Origin of the sequence: Nonomuraea sp. CA-143628 (genome assembly GCF_050942315.1) — a bacterium.
In the GTDB taxonomy this organism is placed as follows: domain Bacteria; phylum Actinomycetota; class Actinomycetes; order Streptosporangiales; family Streptosporangiaceae; genus Nonomuraea.
Genome location: NZ_CP192072.1, coordinates 9,225,521 through 9,243,333 on the forward strand (window position 1 = coordinate 9,225,521; position 17,813 = coordinate 9,243,333).

14 protein-coding genes are annotated in these 17,813 nt (G+C 69.4%); 11 read left to right on the top strand and 3 right to left on the bottom strand.

Features of this window, described 5'->3' with window-relative positions; genetic code table 11:
- Positions 1–60 precede the first annotated feature (60 nt).
- Positions 61–1,836, top strand: a complete 1,776-nt coding sequence (locus ACQP2T_RS42030) for a cellulose binding domain-containing protein (protein WP_433510417.1) — start codon at positions 61–63, stop codon at positions 1,834–1,836.
- Between the two features lie 12 nt (positions 1,837–1,848).
- Here the strand turns inward: ACQP2T_RS42030 and ACQP2T_RS42035 are convergent, their stop codons facing one another.
- Both ACQP2T_RS42035 and ACQP2T_RS42040 read right to left on the bottom strand, forming a co-directional pair.
- Positions 1,849–4,638 (bottom strand): BTAD domain-containing putative transcriptional regulator, encoded by a 2,790-nt coding sequence (locus ACQP2T_RS42035; RefSeq protein ID WP_433510418.1) that lies wholly within the window; start codon positions 4,636–4,638, stop codon positions 1,849–1,851.
- 138 nt (positions 4,639–4,776) lie between these two features.
- A complete protein-coding gene (locus ACQP2T_RS42040; protein ID WP_433510419.1) occupies positions 4,777–5,718 on the bottom strand; it encodes a LacI family DNA-binding transcriptional regulator in 942 nt (313 codons plus the stop codon).
- A gap of 165 nt (positions 5,719–5,883) precedes the next feature.
- Between ACQP2T_RS42040 and ACQP2T_RS42045 the strand changes: the two genes are divergently transcribed.
- Genes ACQP2T_RS42045 through ACQP2T_RS42065 form a run of 5 tightly spaced genes read left to right on the top strand, consistent with a single transcriptional unit; the run spans position 5,884 to position 10,570 of the window.
- Positions 5,884–6,675: an ABC transporter permease gene (locus ACQP2T_RS42045; RefSeq protein WP_357640695.1), complete on the top strand. Its 792-nt coding sequence runs from the start codon at positions 5,884–5,886 to the stop codon at positions 6,673–6,675.
- Complete coding sequence (locus ACQP2T_RS42050; RefSeq protein WP_433510420.1) at positions 6,672–7,463, top strand: ABC transporter permease; 792 nt, start codon at positions 6,672–6,674, stop codon at positions 7,461–7,463. The genes ACQP2T_RS42045 and ACQP2T_RS42050 overlap by 4 nt, the downstream gene beginning before the upstream one ends.
- Positions 7,460–8,437 (top strand): ABC transporter ATP-binding protein, encoded by a 978-nt coding sequence (locus ACQP2T_RS42055; protein WP_357952505.1) that lies wholly within the window; start codon positions 7,460–7,462, stop codon positions 8,435–8,437. The genes ACQP2T_RS42050 and ACQP2T_RS42055 overlap by 4 nt, the downstream gene beginning before the upstream one ends.
- A gap of 13 nt (positions 8,438–8,450) precedes the next feature.
- Complete coding sequence (locus ACQP2T_RS42060) at positions 8,451–9,500, top strand: polyamine ABC transporter substrate-binding protein (protein WP_433510421.1); 1,050 nt, start codon at positions 8,451–8,453, stop codon at positions 9,498–9,500.
- Positions 9,497–10,570 carry an adenosine deaminase family protein gene (locus ACQP2T_RS42065; protein ID WP_433510422.1) on the top strand — a complete coding sequence of 358 codons (1,074 nt, stop codon included), beginning with the start codon at positions 9,497–9,499 and terminating at the stop codon, positions 10,568–10,570. Before ACQP2T_RS42060 ends, ACQP2T_RS42065 begins: the two co-directional genes overlap by 4 nt.
- A gap of 81 nt (positions 10,571–10,651) precedes the next feature.
- Here ACQP2T_RS42065 and ACQP2T_RS42070 read toward each other — a convergent pair whose 3' ends face one another.
- On the bottom strand, positions 10,652–11,824 hold the full coding sequence (locus tag ACQP2T_RS42070) for a serine hydrolase domain-containing protein (protein WP_433510423.1): 1,173 nt from the start codon (positions 11,822–11,824) through the stop codon (positions 10,652–10,654).
- A 603-nt stretch (positions 11,825–12,427) separates the two neighbouring features.
- Between ACQP2T_RS42070 and ACQP2T_RS42075 the strand changes: the two genes are divergently transcribed.
- The 5 genes from ACQP2T_RS42075 (at position 12,428) to ACQP2T_RS42095 (ending at position 17,759) form a co-directional block, all read left to right on the top strand.
- A complete protein-coding gene (locus ACQP2T_RS42075) occupies positions 12,428–14,311 on the top strand; it encodes a PIG-L family deacetylase (protein ID WP_433510424.1) in 1,884 nt (627 codons plus the stop codon).
- A gap of 370 nt (positions 14,312–14,681) precedes the next feature.
- Positions 14,682–14,864 (top strand): hypothetical protein, encoded by a 183-nt coding sequence (locus tag ACQP2T_RS42080; protein WP_433510425.1) that lies wholly within the window; start codon positions 14,682–14,684, stop codon positions 14,862–14,864.
- A 129-nt stretch (positions 14,865–14,993) separates the two neighbouring features.
- Positions 14,994–15,542, top strand: coding sequence for a TlpA family protein disulfide reductase (locus ACQP2T_RS42085; protein ID WP_433510426.1), 549 nt, complete (start codon positions 14,994–14,996; stop codon positions 15,540–15,542).
- A complete protein-coding gene (locus tag ACQP2T_RS42090) occupies positions 15,535–17,352 on the top strand; it encodes an ABC transporter ATP-binding protein (RefSeq protein WP_433510427.1) in 1,818 nt (605 codons plus the stop codon). Before ACQP2T_RS42085 ends, ACQP2T_RS42090 begins: the two co-directional genes overlap by 8 nt.
- Positions 17,349–17,759, top strand: coding sequence for a S26 family signal peptidase (locus ACQP2T_RS42095; protein WP_433510428.1), 411 nt, complete (start codon positions 17,349–17,351; stop codon positions 17,757–17,759). The genes ACQP2T_RS42090 and ACQP2T_RS42095 overlap by 4 nt, the downstream gene beginning before the upstream one ends.
- Positions 17,760–17,813 lie beyond the last annotated feature (54 nt).

Sequence of the window (17,813 nt, forward strand, 5' to 3'; positions counted from 1 at the left end):
CCTCCCGCCTCATTACGCTCCGCTCGAAACTATCGGGATATCGAGCGAGAAAGTTTCTCCATGCCTAGTCGCTTACCGAAACGTGTCGCCCGGCTGCTCTCTCTCGTGACCCTCGCCGCGGCCGGCCTGACCGCGAGCACCACGCCACCGGCATCCGCCGCGGCGACCGCCACCGTCTCGATCGACGCCAACCAGCGGCTGGCCACCATCCCCGCCGCGGGTGTCGGCATGAACGTCGCGGTGTGGGACGGCCGCATGAACGATCCGGTGACGTCCACCCTGCTGAAGGACGCGGGCGTCACCGCCGTCCGCTACCCGGGCGGCAGCTACGCCGACGGCTACCACTGGCAGACGCACACCACCGAAGGCGGCTGGTACATCGCCGCCAACACCGAATTCGACAAGTACGTCGCCACGACCCGCGCGGCCGGCGCCCAGCCGATCGTCACCGCCAACTACGGCTCCGGCACCCCGCAGGAGGCCGCCGACTGGGTGCGGTCGGCCAACATCACCAAGGGCTACGGCATCAAGTACTGGGAGATCGGCAACGAGGTCTACGGCAACGGCCACTACGGCGCCGAATGGGAGATGGACAAGCACGCCAGCAAGACCCCGGCCACGTACGCCACGAACCTGGTGCAGTACGCGAACGCCATGAAGGCGGTGGACCCGACCATCAAGATCGGCGCGGTGCTGACCACGCCGGGCAACTGGCCGGACGGCATCGTCGGCTCCGGCGACACGATGGACTGGAACAACACCGTCATGTCCATCGCCGGCTCGCGGATCGACTACGTGATCGTCCATCACTACCCCAACAGCGCCAACGAGGGCGAACTGCTGACCAAGCCGCAGACCGAGGTCGCGACCATGACGAGGGCGCTGCGCGACCTCATCACCCGGTACGCGGGCGCCAACGCGCCCAACGTCGGCATCGCCGTCACCGAGGAGAGCTCCAACTTCGCGCTGAACACCTCGCCGTCCGGCCTGTACGCCCCGGACGTCTACCTGACCTGGCTGGAGAACGGCGCCTTCAACATCGACTGGTGGAACCTGCGCAACGGCACCGACTGCAAGAACGTCAAGACCATCCAGGGCGCGACCGACTACAACGACGGCGGCGTGGTCTCCAGCGGGGAGACCTGCGAGCCGGCGGCCAACACGCCGTTCCCGCCGTACTACGGCATCCAGATGATGACCAAGCTCGGCGGCCCCGGCGACACCCTGGTGCGGGCCACCTCGTCCGGCTCACTGCTGTCGGAGCACGCGGTCAAGCGCGCCAACGGCGACCTGACCGTCATGCTGATCAACAAGGACCCGGCCAACGCCGCGACGGTCAACCTCTCCTACAGCGGCTACACGCCGTCGTCCGCCGCGCCGACCGTGTACTCCTACCTGAAGAACGCCTCGGCGATCGGCACGGCGACCACCGGCACCGCGGCCACCCAGACCGTGCCCGCCTACTCCATCGCGGTCGTCCGGCTGCGCGCGGGTGGCGGTGGCGACCCCGGCGACCCCGGCACCGGTGCCTGCCGGGTCGACTACACCAAGAGCGAATGGCAGGGCGGGCTGACCGCGAACGTGACCATCAGGAACACCGGCGGCAGCCCGGTCAATGGATGGCGGCTCACTTTCACCTTCCCCGGCGACACCCGGATCACCCAGCCCTGGAACGCGAACGTGACGCAGAGCGGTGCGGCGGTGACCGCGACCAACGTGACGTACAACGGCGACATACCGGCGGGCGGCTCGCAATCGTTCGGCTTCCAGGGCACCTGGAGCAGCAACGACGCCAACCCGACCGGCTTCGCGCTCAACGGCTCCCCCTGTAGCTGAACCTGGAACCGGTCAGGGGCCACCGCGGCAGGAGCGTCTAACTCGTCGCTCGGCGCCCACCAGGTCGGGCAGGTCGAGATAGTGGAGCTTGTCGCGGATATCGCCCGCCGTCGCCGGATCGACCTCGTCGACCAGGGTCAGGGCGCGTTGCCAGTCGGCCCTGGCCGCGTCCTGGTCACCGGCCGCGCGGTGGCTGTCGCCGAGGTGGCGCAGGGTGCCGACCTCGTTGTAGCGGTCGCCGATCTCCCGGTAGAGGGTCAGGGCGTGCCCGTAGTACACGATCGCCCGCTCGTACTCGCCCATCCGGTGCAGGGCGTAGCCGAGGCCGTCCAGGACCCCGGCGTCGCCGTAGCGGTTGCTCAGGCCGTTCAGCTTGATCAGCGCCTCCTGGAGGTAGGAGGCGGCCCGGCAGTTCTGGTCCAGCCTGATGTGGGTCCAGGCGAGCGCGTGCAGCATGCTGGCCTCGCCGGCCGGGTTACCGGTGACCGCGTAGAGGTCGAGCGCCCGTTCGGCCTGGACGATCGACTCCTCGTACCGTCCGACGCGGTCGAGCAGCCACGCGTGGCTGCGGTGGGCGGTGGCCAGCCCGCTCAGGTCGCCCAGTTCCTCATACAGCCGCAGTGAATGCCGGATGCCCTGCCAGGCCACGTCATAGTCTCCCAGTCGCGCGGAGGCGCGGGCCAGTGCCCGATGGAGGTGCGCCTGCGCGGTCCTGTGTCCCAGCCGCTGGGCGGCTTCGAGCCCGTGGCGCTGTACGGTGGCGCAGTCGCGCCAGTGGCCCTGCTGGTCGAGGAAGCGCTCCAGCGCCCAGGCCAGTTGCCAGCTGTGCGTGTCGTACCCGCCCTGGGCCGCCAGCTCCACCACCGGCATCAGGACGGGGTGCTCGGCGGTGAACCAGGCCAGCGCCTGCCGGTCGTCATCGAAGTCCGGCACGGGCCCGGACAGCTCCGGACGCACCCAGAACGGGGCGAATCTCCTGCCGGCCCCATGCGCCTGTCGCGTGTAGTGGTCGAGCAGCCGTCGTACGGCCGCGGGCCGATCGTCCTCGGCGTCCTCCAGGAGCTCGGTGGCGTACGCGCGCAGCAGATCGTGCGCGATGTACCGGCCAGGAGCGTGCTCGGTGAGCAGGCTGGCCATGGTCAGCTCGGTCAGCGGACGCCGTACGGGTTCACCCGCGAGAGCGGCGGCCGCCCCGGCGCTGACGTCCGGCCCCGGATGCAGCGCCAGCAGCCGGAACAGGCGGGCCGCCCCCGCGCTGAGCGATCGGTACGACCACGAGAACACCGCCCGCACGTCAACGGCCGGATCTCCGTCCGCGAAGGCGTCCAGTGTTCCGGGCGTCTCGCGCAGCTCGGCGGCGATCGCGGAGAGCGGGAAGGCCGGGTTGGCGGCGGCGCGGGCGGCCACCACGGCCAAGGCCAGCGGCAGCCCGCCACACCGGTCGACGAGCTCGTCCACCGCCGACGGCTCTCGCAGAACCCGCTCCGCGCCCAGGCGCCGGACCAGCGACTCCCGCGCGTCCTCGGCCGGGAGCAGGTCCAGGGTCATCGGAAACGCGCCCTCTGTCGCCACCAGGCCGGGCAACCGGTCCCTGCTGGTGACGAGCACCAGGCAGCCGGGGCTGCCGGGCAGCAGCGGGCGTACCTGGTCGGCGTCGCGGGCATTGTCCAGCAGGATCAGCACCCGGCGCTCGGCCAGCAGGCTCCGGTACAACCCGACCCGCGCGTCCATCGCGACCGGGATCCGGTGCGGCGGCACGCCGAGCACCTCCAGGAAGCTCCGCAGGGCCTCGGCGGGGTTCATGGCGGAGCCGAGGCGGTCGAAGCCGCGCAGGTTCACGTACAGCTGGCCGTCCGGGAAGCGGTGGGCCACCTGGTGCGCCCAGCGCACCGCCAGCGTCGTCTTGCCGATGCCCGCCATGCCGCCGATGGCGCTGATCACGACCGTCTTCAGCGCGTCACCGTCGAGCAGGGCGAGGGCCCCGGCCAGGTCGGCCCGCCGGCCCGCGAAGACGGCGAGATCGGCGGGCAACTGAGCGGGCCGAACCACAGCGGCCGCCTCTTCCCTTTCGTCCACCGGCTCGTCCACCGGCGCCCCCGTCGGCCCGGCCGCCTCGCTCAGTACGCGCTGCTGTGCGGCGCGTAACTCGGGGCCCGGTTCGATGCCCAGCTCTTCGGCGAGTTCGTCACGGACCGCCTGCCAGGTGTCCAGCGCCTCGGCCTGGCGGCCGGTGGCGGCCAGGGCGAGCACCAACCTGGCCTGGAGCCGCTCGTCCAGCGGATGCCGGGTGGCCGCCGCGCTCAGCGCGGGCAGCAACGCCACCGTCCCGCCGTGTTCCAGCGCCAGGTCGGCCGCCGCCAGCGCGAGCGTGACCCTCTCCTGCTCCAGAGCGGCGAACACCGGCCTGGACCGTACCTCGGCCGGAATGCCGGACGCCGCCTCTCCTCGCCATAGGTCCAGCGCGTCCGTGTACAGCTTCACCGCCTCCGCGGGGGCGGCCGAGCGGGCCTGTTCGGCCAGGTGGCGGAAGCGCAGCAGGTCGAGCGTGCCGGTGTCGGCCTTCAGGTGGTACCCGCCCGCGCCGCCGAGCAGCCACTCTCCCTTGGCCCTGGTCGGCAGTCCCGGCTCCAGCAACCGGCGCAGGTTGCCCACGTACCTGTGGACGATGTTGGTGGAGCTGACCGGCGGGTCCCGCTCCCAAAGGACGTCGACCATCTCCTCCAGGCTCACGGGCCGTCCCGCGTACGCCAGCAGGAGGGCGAGCAGGGCCCGTTGCTGCGGCGGACCGGCGTTCAGCTCCACGTCTCCTCGCCAGAGGCGCACAGGCCCCAGCACCGCGAACCGCATCCGCCGTATCCCCCTCTGTCGCCACTGACATTCGGGAGTATTTTGGACCGGCCATGCAATCGGATTGCAGCGGACTGGATATCGGGCAACGCCCTAGCTGATCGGTACCGTGAGGCGGCGTCTGGTGGGCGGTGGCTCCTTGCGCTCGCCGAGGAGGGTCATGAGCTGGTCCATGGCCACCTCACCGAGCTTCTCGCCGTCCACGTCGATCGCGGGGACGTCGTCCAGGCCCAGGCTCTCGACGATCATGCGCTCCGAGCTGACCACGACATCGCGGATTCCCCGGCTGAGCAGGGCGAACATCAGGCCGAGACCGATCGAGGTCGCGTAGGGGACCACGGCGGTGGCGCGGGCGGCCACCACGGCCTCCGCCGTCCCCACTCCAGCGGCGAACGTCGAGGGGTACGGGCCGAGCATGGTCAGCGTCGCGCCGCTCGACTCGGTGGCGGCGCGGACGGCGGCCTGGCGCTGGCGGTCCTGCCACGAGCCCGCCGGGCCGCCGATGTAGACGATGCGCTCGTGACCCTTCTCGACGAACCAGGAGACGAGCGCGCCGAAGGCGCTGGCCGTGTCGGCGACCGCCGAGGTCATGCCCTTGATCTCGCGGTCGATGAGCACGGTCGGCTTGAACGACGCGGCGGCGCGGACGATCTCGTCCGAACCTCGGGGCGCGGTGAGCAGGAAGCCGTCGACCTGGTGCGCGAGCTGCTCGATCGCGGCGATCTGGGCCTTGTGCTCCAGAGAGTGCACCGAGATGGTCAGCTGCATCCCCGAGTCGGCCGCGCGCGCCTGGGCCCCGCCGATGATCGGGGTGAAGAAGGTATTGTCGAGCGTGGGCACCACGACGGCGACCACCCCGGTCCGCCCGCGGGCCAGCTGGGTGGCCGCCCGGTTGGGGACGAAGCCGAGCTCCTCGGCGGCCGCGCGGACGCGGGCCACCGTCTCCGGGGCGGCCTGGTCCGGCCGGCCCAGCGCGCGGGAGGCCGTCGCCTTCGAAACCCCGGCCAGCGCGGCGACGTCCGCGAGTGTCGGCACTCATCCTCCTAGGTTCGTTACCTGAATTTCACACAGGGGTTTGTGCGCGAGGCCGCTCATAACTTATGGTCAGGGCTCGTGGAACCGGTTCCGCAACCGGTTCCAGGCAAGCGTACGCCACTGAGAAAGGACGCCGACATCTCCCGCACATCGGCCTTTCTACTGGTGCCTGGTCTCGTCCTTCTCGTCGCAGGCTTCCTCATCCCCTCCGCCGCGATGCTCTTCGCGCCGCCGGACGTGGCGACCAGCGAGATCTTCGCGCGCCTGGGCGAGATGCTCACGGATCCCTACGACCTTGAGGTGATCGGGCGCACTGTCGGGTTGGCGCTGGCTGTCACGATCATCTGCGTCGTCCTCGGCTTCCCCATCGCTTACTGGCTCGCCCGCTCGCCGTCCCGCTGGAGCGGGGTCTTCCTGGCTGTGGCGATCTTCCCATTGATGCTGAGCAATGTGGTGCGAACCTTCGGCTGGCTGGTGATCCTCGGCTCCAAAGGGGCGCTCGGCCAGCTGCTCGTCCAGCTCGGCATCGTCGAGGTGGCGCCGCAGCTGCTCTACACCAAGCTGGCGATCATCCTCGGACTCACCCAGCTGTTCCTGCCGCTGGCGATCATCTCCTGCTACTCGGCCGTCGCCCAGGTCGATCCCGGCCTGGACGACGCCTCGCGCGGGCTCGGCGGGAGCAGGATCCGCACGATGTGGAGCGTCGTCATCCCGCTGACCATGCCGGGCATCGTGGTGGCCGCCACCCTGGTCTTCGCGGGGTCCGTCACCGCCTACACCACGCCCTATCTGCTCGGCGGGTCCAGCCAGCGGATGCTCTCGACGCAGCTGTTCAACTACGCGAGCACCACGGTCGACTGGGCCTCCGCCTCGGCGACGGCGCTCATCATGACGGTGCTGGTCTTCCTGGTCTCCGGACTGTCCTCGCTGATCGGGCGGAAGGGGGCCACCTCATGAAGCGGCCCATCACCGCGGCGCTCGCGGTCATCGGCTACGTCATCATGATCGTGCCGATCATCTTCGTGGTCGCCACCGCCTTCACAGCGGGCAGCACTCTGAGGTTCCCGCCCGACGGGATCTCGCTGCGCTGGTTCGACGAGGCGCTCGGCTACGAGCCGTTCATCGGGGCCGCGCTCTCCAGCCTGGAGCTCGCCGTGCTCGCCACCGCGCTCGCGCTGCTGGTCGGCGTGCCTGTCACGCTCGCCATCCACCGGGGGAAACTCCCTGGCAAGGGGCTGGTCGAGGGGTTGTTCCTGTCGCCGCTCATCGTCCCCGAGCTGGTCGTCGGGCTCGCGCTGTTCCAGCAGCTGATGGTCGGCCTGGACCTGGACAACTTCAGCACCCTGCTGGTCGGGCACACGGCGCTGATGCTGCCTTATGCCGTACGCGTGACCGGCGCCTCGCTCGCGCTGGCCGACCCCGGGCTGGAGGAGGCCGCCCGCGGGCTCGGCGCCTCGCCGCTGCGCGCGTTCTTCAACGTGACGCTGCCCATCCTGCGGCCGGGCATCTTCTCCGCCGGGTTGCTCAGCGTGGTCACCTCCTTCAACAACGTGCCGCTGTCGCTCCTGCTGCAGGGACGCGACTTCCGTACGTTGCCGGTGACGATGCTCGACTACGTCCAGCAGTCCTACGACCCGATGGTCGCCGCCGCGTCCACCCTCGTCCTGGCCACCACCGTGGTCATCGCGGTGATCGCCGAGCGCACGGTCGGATTCGCCAAGATCTTCGGAGGGATCAACCAATGACCGCCGCCGCCGAGCTGATCGGAGTCACCCAGAGGTTCGGCTCCTTCACCGCCGTCGACGAGATCGACCTCACCGTGCCGTCCGGGCAGCTGACGACGCTGCTGGGCCCGAGCGGATGCGGCAAGACCACCACGCTGAGGATGATCGCGGGCTACTCGGCACCGACGTCGGGGACGATCCGCATCGACGGGGTCGACAGCACGCGGACGCCGCCGGAGAAGCGGAATCTGGGGATGGTCTTCCAGTCGTACGCGCTGTTCCCGCACATGACGGTGGCAGACAACGTCGGTTACGGGCTCAAACTGCGCAAGGTGCCCTCCGCGGAACGACGGTCGCGGGTCATGGAGACGCTGGAGCTCGTCGGGCTCGCGCACCTGGCCGACCGCAAGCCGAAGAAGCTCTCCGGCGGTCAGCAGCAGCGCGTGGCGCTGGCCAGGGCCATCGCGATCAGGCCCAAGCTCCTGCTGCTCGACGAGCCGCTGTCCAACCTCGACGCCCGCCTGCGCGTCCAGATGCGGGCCGAGATCAGGCGCATCCAGGCGGAGACCAAGCTGACCGTCATCCTCGTCACCCACGACCAGGACGAGGCGCTGGAGATGTCCGACGAGATGGTCATCATGAACGAGGGCCGGATCGTGCAGCAGGGCTCTCCTCAGCAGATCTTCCCCCGTCCGGCCGACCGCTTCGTCGCCGAGTTCCTCGGCTACGAGAACTTCCTCACCGCGGCCGACGGCACCCCGCTGACCATCCGGCCCGAGCATCTGCGCCTCGCCGAGCAAGGTCAGGGCCTTGACGCCAAGGTGGTCGACGTGGCCTTCCGCGGCGTCGACCTGCTGGTCTCGCTCGACGTGGTCGACCCGTCCGGCGCGACCGTCAGGCTGCTCGCCGACGTACGCAGCGGCACGCCACTGACTCCCGGATCGAGCGTCTCGGTCATCGCGCCGGACGACCATCTGGTCTCCCTCCCCCGCTGAAAGAAGGAACTCCATGCCAACGCGCCGTGCCGTACTGGCCGCTGCCCTGACGCTGCTCGCCGCAGCCGGATGCTCCGGCTCTGGCTCCAGCTCCGCCGAGAAGCAGAACACCATCGTCGTCAGCACCTTCCCCTTCGGAGTGAAGGAGTTCGAGCAGGCGGTCGTCGCTCCGTTCACCAAGCAGACGGGGATCAAGGTCGAGCTGGACACCGGGTCCAACTCCGACCGGCTGTCGAAGCTGCGGCTCGCCAAGGGCAAGCCGGAGGCGGACGTGGTGCTGATCTCCGACTACTTCGCCGCGCTCGGGCAGAAGGACGGCCTCTTCCAGAAGGTCGACGTGCCCAACATCAAGGAGCTCGCGCCGTTCGCGACCGAGGGCGCCTTCGAGGGGCCGGCCTACACCCACCAGCTCAACGGGATCATCTACAACACCGGCAAGCTGAGCCAGAAGCAGGCCGCAGACTGGGCGCTGTTCGCGGACGCGGCCAACAAGGGCAAGGTCGCCCTTCCCGATATTTCAGTGACCGCCGGACAACTCATGATCTCGGGCGTCGGTGAGTCGTACGGCAAGGGCCCCTACGACATCGACACCTCGTTGAAGACCCTGTCCGGCTGGGCGCCGAACGTCCTGCAGTTCTACACCTCCTCGACCGAGGTCACGAACCTGCTGACCCAAGGCGAGATCGTCGCCGCCGACGCGCTGAGCGGCTTCGCCACCAAGCTGGTCACCTCGGGCGAGCCGATCGCCTGGACCGCTCCCGCCAAGGGCCGCTACATGGCCACCAACCGGGCGATGATCCCCAAGGGCGCGCAGAACCAGCAGGGGGCCGCGAAGTTCATCGACTACATGCTGTCGGCCGAGGCGCAGAGCGCCATGGCGAAGGCCGCCGGTGACCTGCCCACGAACCCGAAGGCCGAGATCCCGGCCGACGTCGCCAAGGTGACGGGCGAGGCGGCGAAGGACCCCGTGGCCGCCGGGTTCAAGACCCTCGACCCCGCCCAGCTCGTCGACACCCGCACCACCTGGGTCGACCGCTTCACCCGCGAGGTGGCCGGCAAGTGAACCTCGACCTGATGCCCAAGGTCGATCTGCACTGCCACCTCATCGGCACCGTGCGGGCCTCGACCTTCGCCGAGCTGGCCAGGCGCGAGGGGCTCGACCTGCCCGACACGCCCGAGCGGATCTACGCGGACGTGAACTCGCTCCCGCCGGACCCGGCCCTCTACCTGAACACCCGGATCCCGGTTCCGCAGGGCAGGAGCGCGGACGAGCCCGCGGTCTCCTACTCGCTGTTCCAGGTGTCCTCGTGGGTTCTCCAGGTCCTGCGCGACGCCGACGATCTCACCAGGATCACCTACGAGGCGTTCGAGGACGCCCACCGGACCAGCGCGACCAGGCATCTCGAGGTCTCCTTCGACACGCTGACCGCACACCAGGAGAAGCTCGGCTACGCCACGGTGGTCGAGGCGTACGCCGAGGGCATCAGGATGGCCGAACGCGACTTCGGCATGTCGGGCCGGCTCATCGCGGCCGTCGACCGGAGCACTTCGGGCGAGGAGGCGCTCTCCTGGATCCGTACGGTGGTGGACAACCCCCACGACTACGTGGCCGGGATCGGGCTGGACAACCTGGAGACCGCCGGGCCGCCCGAGCGGTTCGAGGCCGCCTTCCGGCTCGCCGGTGAAGCCGGGCTCCGCCGAACCGCTCACTCCTCCGAGCACGCGCCGGTCGCCGTCAACACGGTCACCTGCCTCGACGTGCTCGGGTGCGACCGGATCGACCATGGCTATTTCGTCCTCGAGGACGACGAGGTCGTCGCCAGGGTCAGGGACGAGCAGGTCCCGTTCACGGTCATCTCGACCACCTCGCGGCGCTCGTGGCGGCCGTGGCGGCGGGCGTCGATCGCGGCGATGCTGGAGGCCGGGCTCAACGTCATTCCGGCTTCCGACGACCCTGGGATGTTCCCGACGTCGCTGGCTCAGGAGTATCGGATCCTGTCCGATCAGCTCGCCGTACCGGATGAGCGGTTGCGAGCGATGGCGCTGGCCGGAGTGGAGGCGTGCTGGCTGCCGAAGCCGGAGAAGGACGCGCTGCGCGGGCGTTTTGCGAGCGAGCTCGCGAACCTGGAGTGATCGGCGCGGCGGGCGCGCGTGCGCACGCCGGGATCGGTCATCGCGACCTGCGGCGGGCGCACGTGCGCGCGTCGGGATCGCTCATCGCGACTTCGCCGCCCCACCAGGCAGTTTGTACGGCTCGCCGCAGAAGTAGCGGTTGAGCGCGTCAACGGCGGCCAGCAGCATGCGCGCGACCGCAGGATCGTTGCGATGCACATTGACCGACAGCGTCATCCGGCGCTTGCCCGTGGCATCGGCGAAGCTGAAGGTCTCGTAGCCGGGGATCGAGCCGGTCGCGCCCCACATCTCGCCGCAGGTGAGCCCTACCGCCTCCAGCCCGAGCCCGTACCGGGGGAAGATCGGGGCCTGGGGCGTGGCGACGCCGGTGCGCATCTGCGTCAGCAGGTTCTGGCTGACCAGCCGGCCGCTGAAAAGCGCCTGGTAGAAGCGGTTCAGGTCGCGAGCGTCGGACACCACTCCGTACGCCGCCCAGGCGAAGGATGGGTTCAGCCGCGTGATGGGCCGCAGGGCGCCCGGCTGTCCGGGGTCGGCGCCCGTGGGCAGGTGGTAGCCGGTGGCGTGTGGGCCACGGATGCCGTCCCAGGTCGCGGGCAGGTAGGAGCGCGTCATCCCGGCCGGCCGGAAGATCCTCCGGTCGAGCTCGCCGCTCAGCTTGTGGCCTGTCACCTTCTCCACGAGCAGCCCGAGCAGGATGTAGCCGGTGTTGGAGTAGGCGAAGCGGCCCCGCTCGGGCTGGGGCAGCCGCTCGGCCTCGTCGATGAGCCGCTGCGGGGTGTAAGTCCGCTTGCCGTACTGCTCGGGGTCGGCGAACTCGGCAGCATTGTCGTAGGTGGCCAGGCCGCCGGTGTGGTTCAGCAGCGCCCGCACCGTGATCTGGTCACCGCCGTCGATCTGGCCGGGCAGCCGGTCGCCGATCGGCTCGTCCAGACTCAGCCTGCCTTCCTGGACCAGTTGCAGGACGGTGGCGGCGACCATGCTCTTGGTCACGCTGGCGACCCGGAAGCGCGCCTCGCGCGGCACCGGCTTCCGGGTGTCCAGATCGGCGGTCCCGCTGGTGCCGATCCAGGTCCCGCGGTCGTCGTCGATCCGGGCCAGGATGCCAGGGGCGCCGGCGGCCACGGTCGCGTCGAGCGCCTGCCGTAGTCCGGCGGGCTCTTCGTGCCGCACCTGCGCGCCGGCCGGGACGGGCGACAGCAGGCCCGCGGCGACGAGCACGGCGACCGTTATGCGCTTACCGTTCATTGAGGACATACGCCTTTTCTTTGGTGGAGATCGTGGAACGATCTCCACTCTGGCGGCACCGGCAGTCGCCCTCGTCCACACTCGTGATGATCTGTGCCTGCGACCGTAGTCGCACCGGGTAATACTCCAGGCCGACCAAGATCGGCGCCGAAGGCGGGATCCGCGAACTCGGCCTGAGGACCGGCACGACCTCGCAGGACACCGCGGCACCGGTCCGGACCGGCGGGGCATTTCGTCGAATTCTGACCGGCCGTCAAATTCAATGAACAGCGAAAATGCTTCGAATCCTTCGCGAAATTCCTCGTCCCATGGGATTTTATAAAGAATTTATACCGGCGGCTCAGTCGATCTCAAAAGAGAACACCAGGCACGCCCATTCGTTCACGTCGAGGGCGGCCGGAGCACCAGGTCCGCAACCACCCAAACGCGTCGCCCCAGGCCAGAGCCGCTTTCTCAAGAAATTCGGAGCGCGTTACGCAGTTGTTATCAAGCTTCCCCTTGCTCTCGACTCAAGAACTATTCACTATTCGACCCTGGACCCTAGAACCCTTTGTCCGGTACGGCCTGCGTGGGGGGAACAACATGCGCGGAGGCAGATCAACATCGTTCTGGGTGCGGCTGTTAGCCGTGCTCGCGACGCTCGTCGTGTTGGTGCCGATGGGCGGGGTGGCCGTCGCCACGCCTGCCATCGCACCCGGCGCGTTCATGCAGATCGTGGCGCATGAGGACGACGACATCCTGTTCATGAACCCCGACATCGACGACTCGATCCAGTCGGGGGCGGCGAACGTGACGGTCTTCATCACCGCGGGGCAGGTCACCGGAGACGGTGACACCGACGAGCAGCGGGCCCGCAATAGGCAGCGCGGAATGATGGACGCCTACGCCCGGATGGCGGGAGCGCCGGATGTGGATCCGGCCGCCCAGGAGGAGTGGACCGGGGTGGCCTGGACGATCGCGGACCGGCAGGTCGAGCGATACACGCTCACGAGTCATCCGCAGATCCAGCTGGTGTTCATGAACATGCGGGACAACGAGATCGGCTGGTTCAACGTCGTGGACGACTTCGTCGATCACACGATCATCCCGGAGAACGGCCTGGTGAGCGAGTCGTACACGTACGAGCGCGCTGACGTGATCGCCGTACTCGCGGGGTTGATGAACCACTACCAGCCCAACGTGCTCCGCGCCCAGGACCCCATCGTCGACAGCCGCTACGACCCGGGCCACGGCGACCACGTGGCCGCGGGACGGCTGGCCGGGGACGCCGCCCAGGCGTCGGGCTTACCGATTCTGCTGGTGAACTACCGCGACTACAACATCGCCGACGCGCCCATGAACCTGACGACCGCGATCAGCGCCCGCAAGAGCGCGATCATCGATCACTACATCCAGTACGACCACGCGTTCGACCCGAACGTGTGGCCGACGCGGATGTACTACCGCTGGGCCAGGGGAACCCATTGGGCAGGCCGGAACGCTGACGGCAGACCCCAGATCTTCGTGGTCCGAAACGGTGTGGTGACCACCTACGGGCAGACCCCGGCCGGAGCGTGGGACGGCCCGTACACGCTGGCCGGCGCGGGCGGCGCTGTGGCACCCGCGATCAGCGTGGGCAAACAGGCCGACGGCCGCCTGGCGATCTTCGCCAGGCGGATGACCGACCACCACATCGTCACCATGTCCCAGACCGCGGCCAACGGCGCCTGGACAGGGAACTGGACCGACCTTGGCAATCCCCACTCGAACTGGGAAGTCCAGGAACAGATCGGTCTGCCCGTTGTCGCCTCCAACGCCAACGGCCGCATGCAGATGTTCGTCAAGAACGGCAATGGCGGGGTCAGCAGCCGCGTCCAGACCGCGGCCAACGGCGGCTGGGGCGCGTGGCAGAACCAGGGCGGCACCGACGTGCAGGACGGCCTCAGCGCCATCACCACGCCACTGGGCCGCATCGAGCTGTTCGCCAGTTCCAGGACCCGGCTGCTGCGCTGGTATCAGTCCGTCCCCAACGGCACTTTCACCCGCGACACCACCGTCCCGTCGATGACCCCGGCCAGCCCGCCCTCGCTCGCTCTGTCCCAGGACGGGCGCCTCCACGTGGCCTACCGCCGCGCCGGCACCGCCGCGATGGTCGTCAGCTACCAGCTCGTCGCCGGTCTCGCCTGGAGCACCACGCCTGCCGTGATCGGGGGACACGCGGGGGTCGGTGAGCCCGCGCTGGTCACCACGCCGCCTGGTCTGGACTCGCGGATCCTGATGTTCGAGCGCAACGCCGCGACCGGGGTCAGCATGACCAAGCAGTCGATCGCGAACGGCAGCGGTTATGGCACGTGGGCCGACCTCGGCGGGACCATCGTCGATTACCCGGCGGCCACCCTTGACGCGAACGGGGCCGCGGTGATGTTCGCCGTGGGGACCGACGGCGTTGTCCATGCTCGCAGGCAATCGGCTCCGGGAGCCGACAGTCCGTTCGGGGACTGGGAAGCTCTGCCCTGAGCGGGTCCTCACCACCGCCGGGCGGCGCAGGCGGGCCGCCCGGCAATCGAAGGACCTGGGGAAATTCCGGTGAACAATATTTCACGATTTGGAGGCCTTGACGGACACATGCACGGCTGCTTGACTCCGTGTGATCAAGACCGTGCAATGTCCAGAAAGGGGGTAATGGCGCGCTCACTCCTATTCCCCAGGACCAGTTCGGCAGCAAGCCCTGTCCCGGAACGAGGCGGAGTGCGGCATAGCTGACCAGCGCCCATAACGCTCTGAATCCATGCCTGCGCGTCGCCAAAAGCGCATTTCAGGCATTTCCCTTTCGCATTATCAGCAAATGCGATATTCACCGTTCTGCATTCTCAGAAGTGAGGGATTCATGCGTATCTTCAAGGACCTCAGTGACCGTATGGTCGCCATGCTCGTCCCGAATGTCAAGGCCGCCGCCGGCTGCCCGCCGGACTGCTACCAGCAGTGGAAGGGGTCGGGCACCTGCTACGTGCGTACCTGCTGCTACACCGGCGCCTGCGCGGTCAACTGCAGCGCCTGGAGCAAGTGCTAGTCGTCAGCCGACTCCGCAGTCCGGGCCGCACCTCAATGGGCCCGGCCTGCTCAACTTTCCGGGCGGCATGCTCGTGATCTGTCTCGCCCCGGCAGCCGGGTGGGACCTGTTCGTGATGAGGAGCTCGTGATGGATTTCGCTCTGTGGGCGGCAGTGTTCGTCTTCGGCCTGGTGTCCCTGCTCAACCTGGTGCTGATGGTCGGCGTCATCCGCCGGCTGCGCGAGCACACGGAGCGGCTCGACGGCCTGTACGAGCGAACCGGCAACCCGGGGTCTGGGCTGGAGGCCGGCGAGGTGGCGGGCGAGTTCGAGGCTACGACCAGCGAGGGCGAGACGCTGTCGGCCGCCGCTCTGGGTGAGCGGACCCTCATCGGCTTCTTCTCTCCCTCGTGCGCGCCGTGCAAGGAGCTCGCGCCCAAGTTCGCCGAGCTGGCCGCCGGGCGTGACGGGGTGATCGCTGTGATCGCGGGGTTCCCCGAGGAGATGGGCGGCATGCTCGACCTGCTCTCCCCGGTCGCCAAGGTCGTCAGTGGCGATCCGGATGGCGGGCCGCTCGCCAAGGCGTTCAAGGTGGAGGCCTTCCCCCGGGTGTTCATGGTCGACGAGACCCGCACGGTGCTGGCCGCCGGTCACACGCTCGACGCGCTGGACGGTGTCCTCACCCCCGCCCGTGGCTGACCGCCCCTGGCCGCGCGCGCTGACCGCGGTCGCGGGGCTGGCCTGGCGCAGCGCGCCGGCGATGGTGGTGCTCTACGCGGCCGCCACCCTCGCGCAGGCCATCCTTCCCGTCGCCATCACCTTGCTCACCAAAACGCTGCTCGACGCGCTGACAACACGACAAGGGTCGGTGCTCGGCGCCGTGCTCGGGCTGGCCGCGTGCGGGCTGGCCGCCGGGCTGCTGCCGGGCATCTCCACGTACGCCAACTCGGCGCTGGGCCGGTCGGTCGGGCTGCGCGCGACCGACCGGCTGTTCGCGGCGACCGAGAGGTTCGTCGGGCTGCGGTACTTCGAGGATCCCGACTTCCTCGACCGGCTGCGCCTCGGGCAGCAGGCCACGCTCACCTGCCACGGGCTGCTCGGCTCGGCGTTCGAGAGCGCGCGGTCGACGCTGACGCTCGCCGGGTTCGTGGGCGCGCTCATCGTGATCAACCCTTGGATGACGGCGATCGTCCTGGCCACGCTCGTGCCGACGCTCGCCGTACAACTGCGCCTGGCCAGGCAGCGGACGGCGATGATGTGGCAGACCAGCCCCGCGCAGCGCCGCGAGTTCTTCTACAGCCAGCTGCTGACCGGCGAGGAGGCCGCCAAGGAGATCAGGCTCTTCGGCGTCGGGGCGTTCCTGCGCGAGCGCATGGTGCGCGAACGCGGCCTGGTCAACGCCGCGCAGCGCCGCATGGACCTGCGGCAGCTCACCATGAACGGCGCGCTGGAGCTGCTCACCGCGCTCATCGCGGGCGGCGGCCTGGTGTGGGCGGGCCTGGCCGCGCGCGACGGCGCGCTCAGCGTCGGCGACGTGGTGATGTTCGCGGGCGCGGTCGCCGGCGCGCAGCTGGGACTGAACACGCTGGTGCAGACGATCGCGCAGATCGCGCAGAACCTGCTGCTGTTCGGCCACTACCTCGACGTCACCGAGACCGCCTCCGACCTGCCCGTGCCTCTCCAGGCCGCGCCGCTGCCCGCGCTGAGGCGCGGCATCGAGCTGCGCGACCTCTGGTTCCGCTACAGCGACGACCATCCCTGGATCCTGCGGGGCCTCACCCTTTCCATCCCGTACGGCGAAGCCGTCGCGCTCGTCGGACTCAACGGCGCGGGCAAGAGCACGCTGGTCAAGCTGCTCTGCCGCTTCTACGACCCGACCAAGGGCACGATCCTCTGGGACGGAGTGGACATCCGCGACGTCGACCCCGCCGAGCTGCGTGCCAGGGTGAGCGCCGTGTTCCAGGACCACATGTCCTACGATCTGTCGGCGGCCGAGAACGTCGGCCTCGGCGACCTGCGGCGCATCGAGGACCGGCCGGCCGTCGAGAGGGCGGCGCGGCAGGCGGGCGTCCACGACCTGCTGGCGTCGCTGCCGCAGGGCTACGAGACGCTGCTGACCCGCGTGTTCTTCGGCGTCTCCGAGGAGGACGACGACACGCGGGCCGCGGGCGTGGTCCTGTCGGGCGGGCAGTGGCAGCGGGTGGCGATCGCCAGGGCGATGCTGCGTGACCAGCCGGAGCTGATGATCCTCGACGAGCCGAGCTCGGGGCTGGACCCGGAGGCCGAGTACGACATCCACGCCAGGATGCGGGCGAGCAGGGCGGGCCGTACGAGCCTGCTGATCTCGCACCGGCTCAACACGGTCAGGGACGCCGACCTCATCGTGGTCCTGGAGGAGGGCAGGATCGTCGAGCAGGGGCGGCACGACGAGCTGATGGAGCGGCAGAGCGCGTATGCCAGACTTTTCACCCTGCAGTCCACGGGCTACGTGACGGAGAGCGCGGAATGAGAGTCGCGGCGGTCGGTATCGGAGTGGCGGGGCTGGTCATCGGGGGCGTGCTGCTGTGGCTGCGGAGGCGGCTCATGGTGGTCACGGTCGTGGGTCTCAGCATGGAGCCCACGCTGCGTGCGGGCGAGCGGCTGCTGGCCAGACGGGGCGCCGCGGTGACCCGCGACATCGTGGTGATCCGCAATCCCAAGAGCGACCCGCCACTGCTGGTCAAGCGGCTGGTCGCGAGTGCGGGCGAGGAACTGCCCGCCGCGCTCGGCGGCGGGGTCGTACCCGCGGGCAGGGTCGCTGTGCTGGGCGACAACGCCCAGCACAGCCTGGATTCCCGGCACTTCGGGCTGCTTCCCGTCGAGGACGTGGTGGGGGTCGCGCTCCGGCGGATCGGCGGCGGCGCGCTGAACGTCTGAGGGGACCACGGCCCATGGATCACGGCCGGCCATCGGGGTCGGTCGTGGCGTCGC

Coding starts and splice junctions, on each gene's coding strand:
- ACQP2T_RS42030 (WP_433510417.1), top strand. CDS start 61: ATGCCTAGTCGCTTACCGAAACGTGTCGCCCGGCTGCTCTCTCTCGTG.
- ACQP2T_RS42050 (WP_433510420.1), top strand. CDS start 6,672: ATGAAGCGGCCCATCACCGCGGCGCTCGCGGTCATCGGCTACGTCATC.
- ACQP2T_RS42055 (WP_357952505.1), top strand. CDS start 7,460: ATGACCGCCGCCGCCGAGCTGATCGGAGTCACCCAGAGGTTCGGCTCC.
- ACQP2T_RS42060 (WP_433510421.1), top strand. CDS start 8,451: ATGCCAACGCGCCGTGCCGTACTGGCCGCTGCCCTGACGCTGCTCGCC.
- ACQP2T_RS42070 (WP_433510423.1), bottom strand. CDS start 11,824: ATGTCCTCAATGAACGGTAAGCGCATAACGGTCGCCGTGCTCGTCGCC.
- ACQP2T_RS42080 (WP_433510425.1), top strand. CDS start 14,682: ATGCGTATCTTCAAGGACCTCAGTGACCGTATGGTCGCCATGCTCGTC.
- ACQP2T_RS42085 (WP_433510426.1), top strand. CDS start 14,994: ATGGATTTCGCTCTGTGGGCGGCAGTGTTCGTCTTCGGCCTGGTGTCC.
- ACQP2T_RS42095 (WP_433510428.1), top strand. CDS start 17,349: ATGAGAGTCGCGGCGGTCGGTATCGGAGTGGCGGGGCTGGTCATCGGG.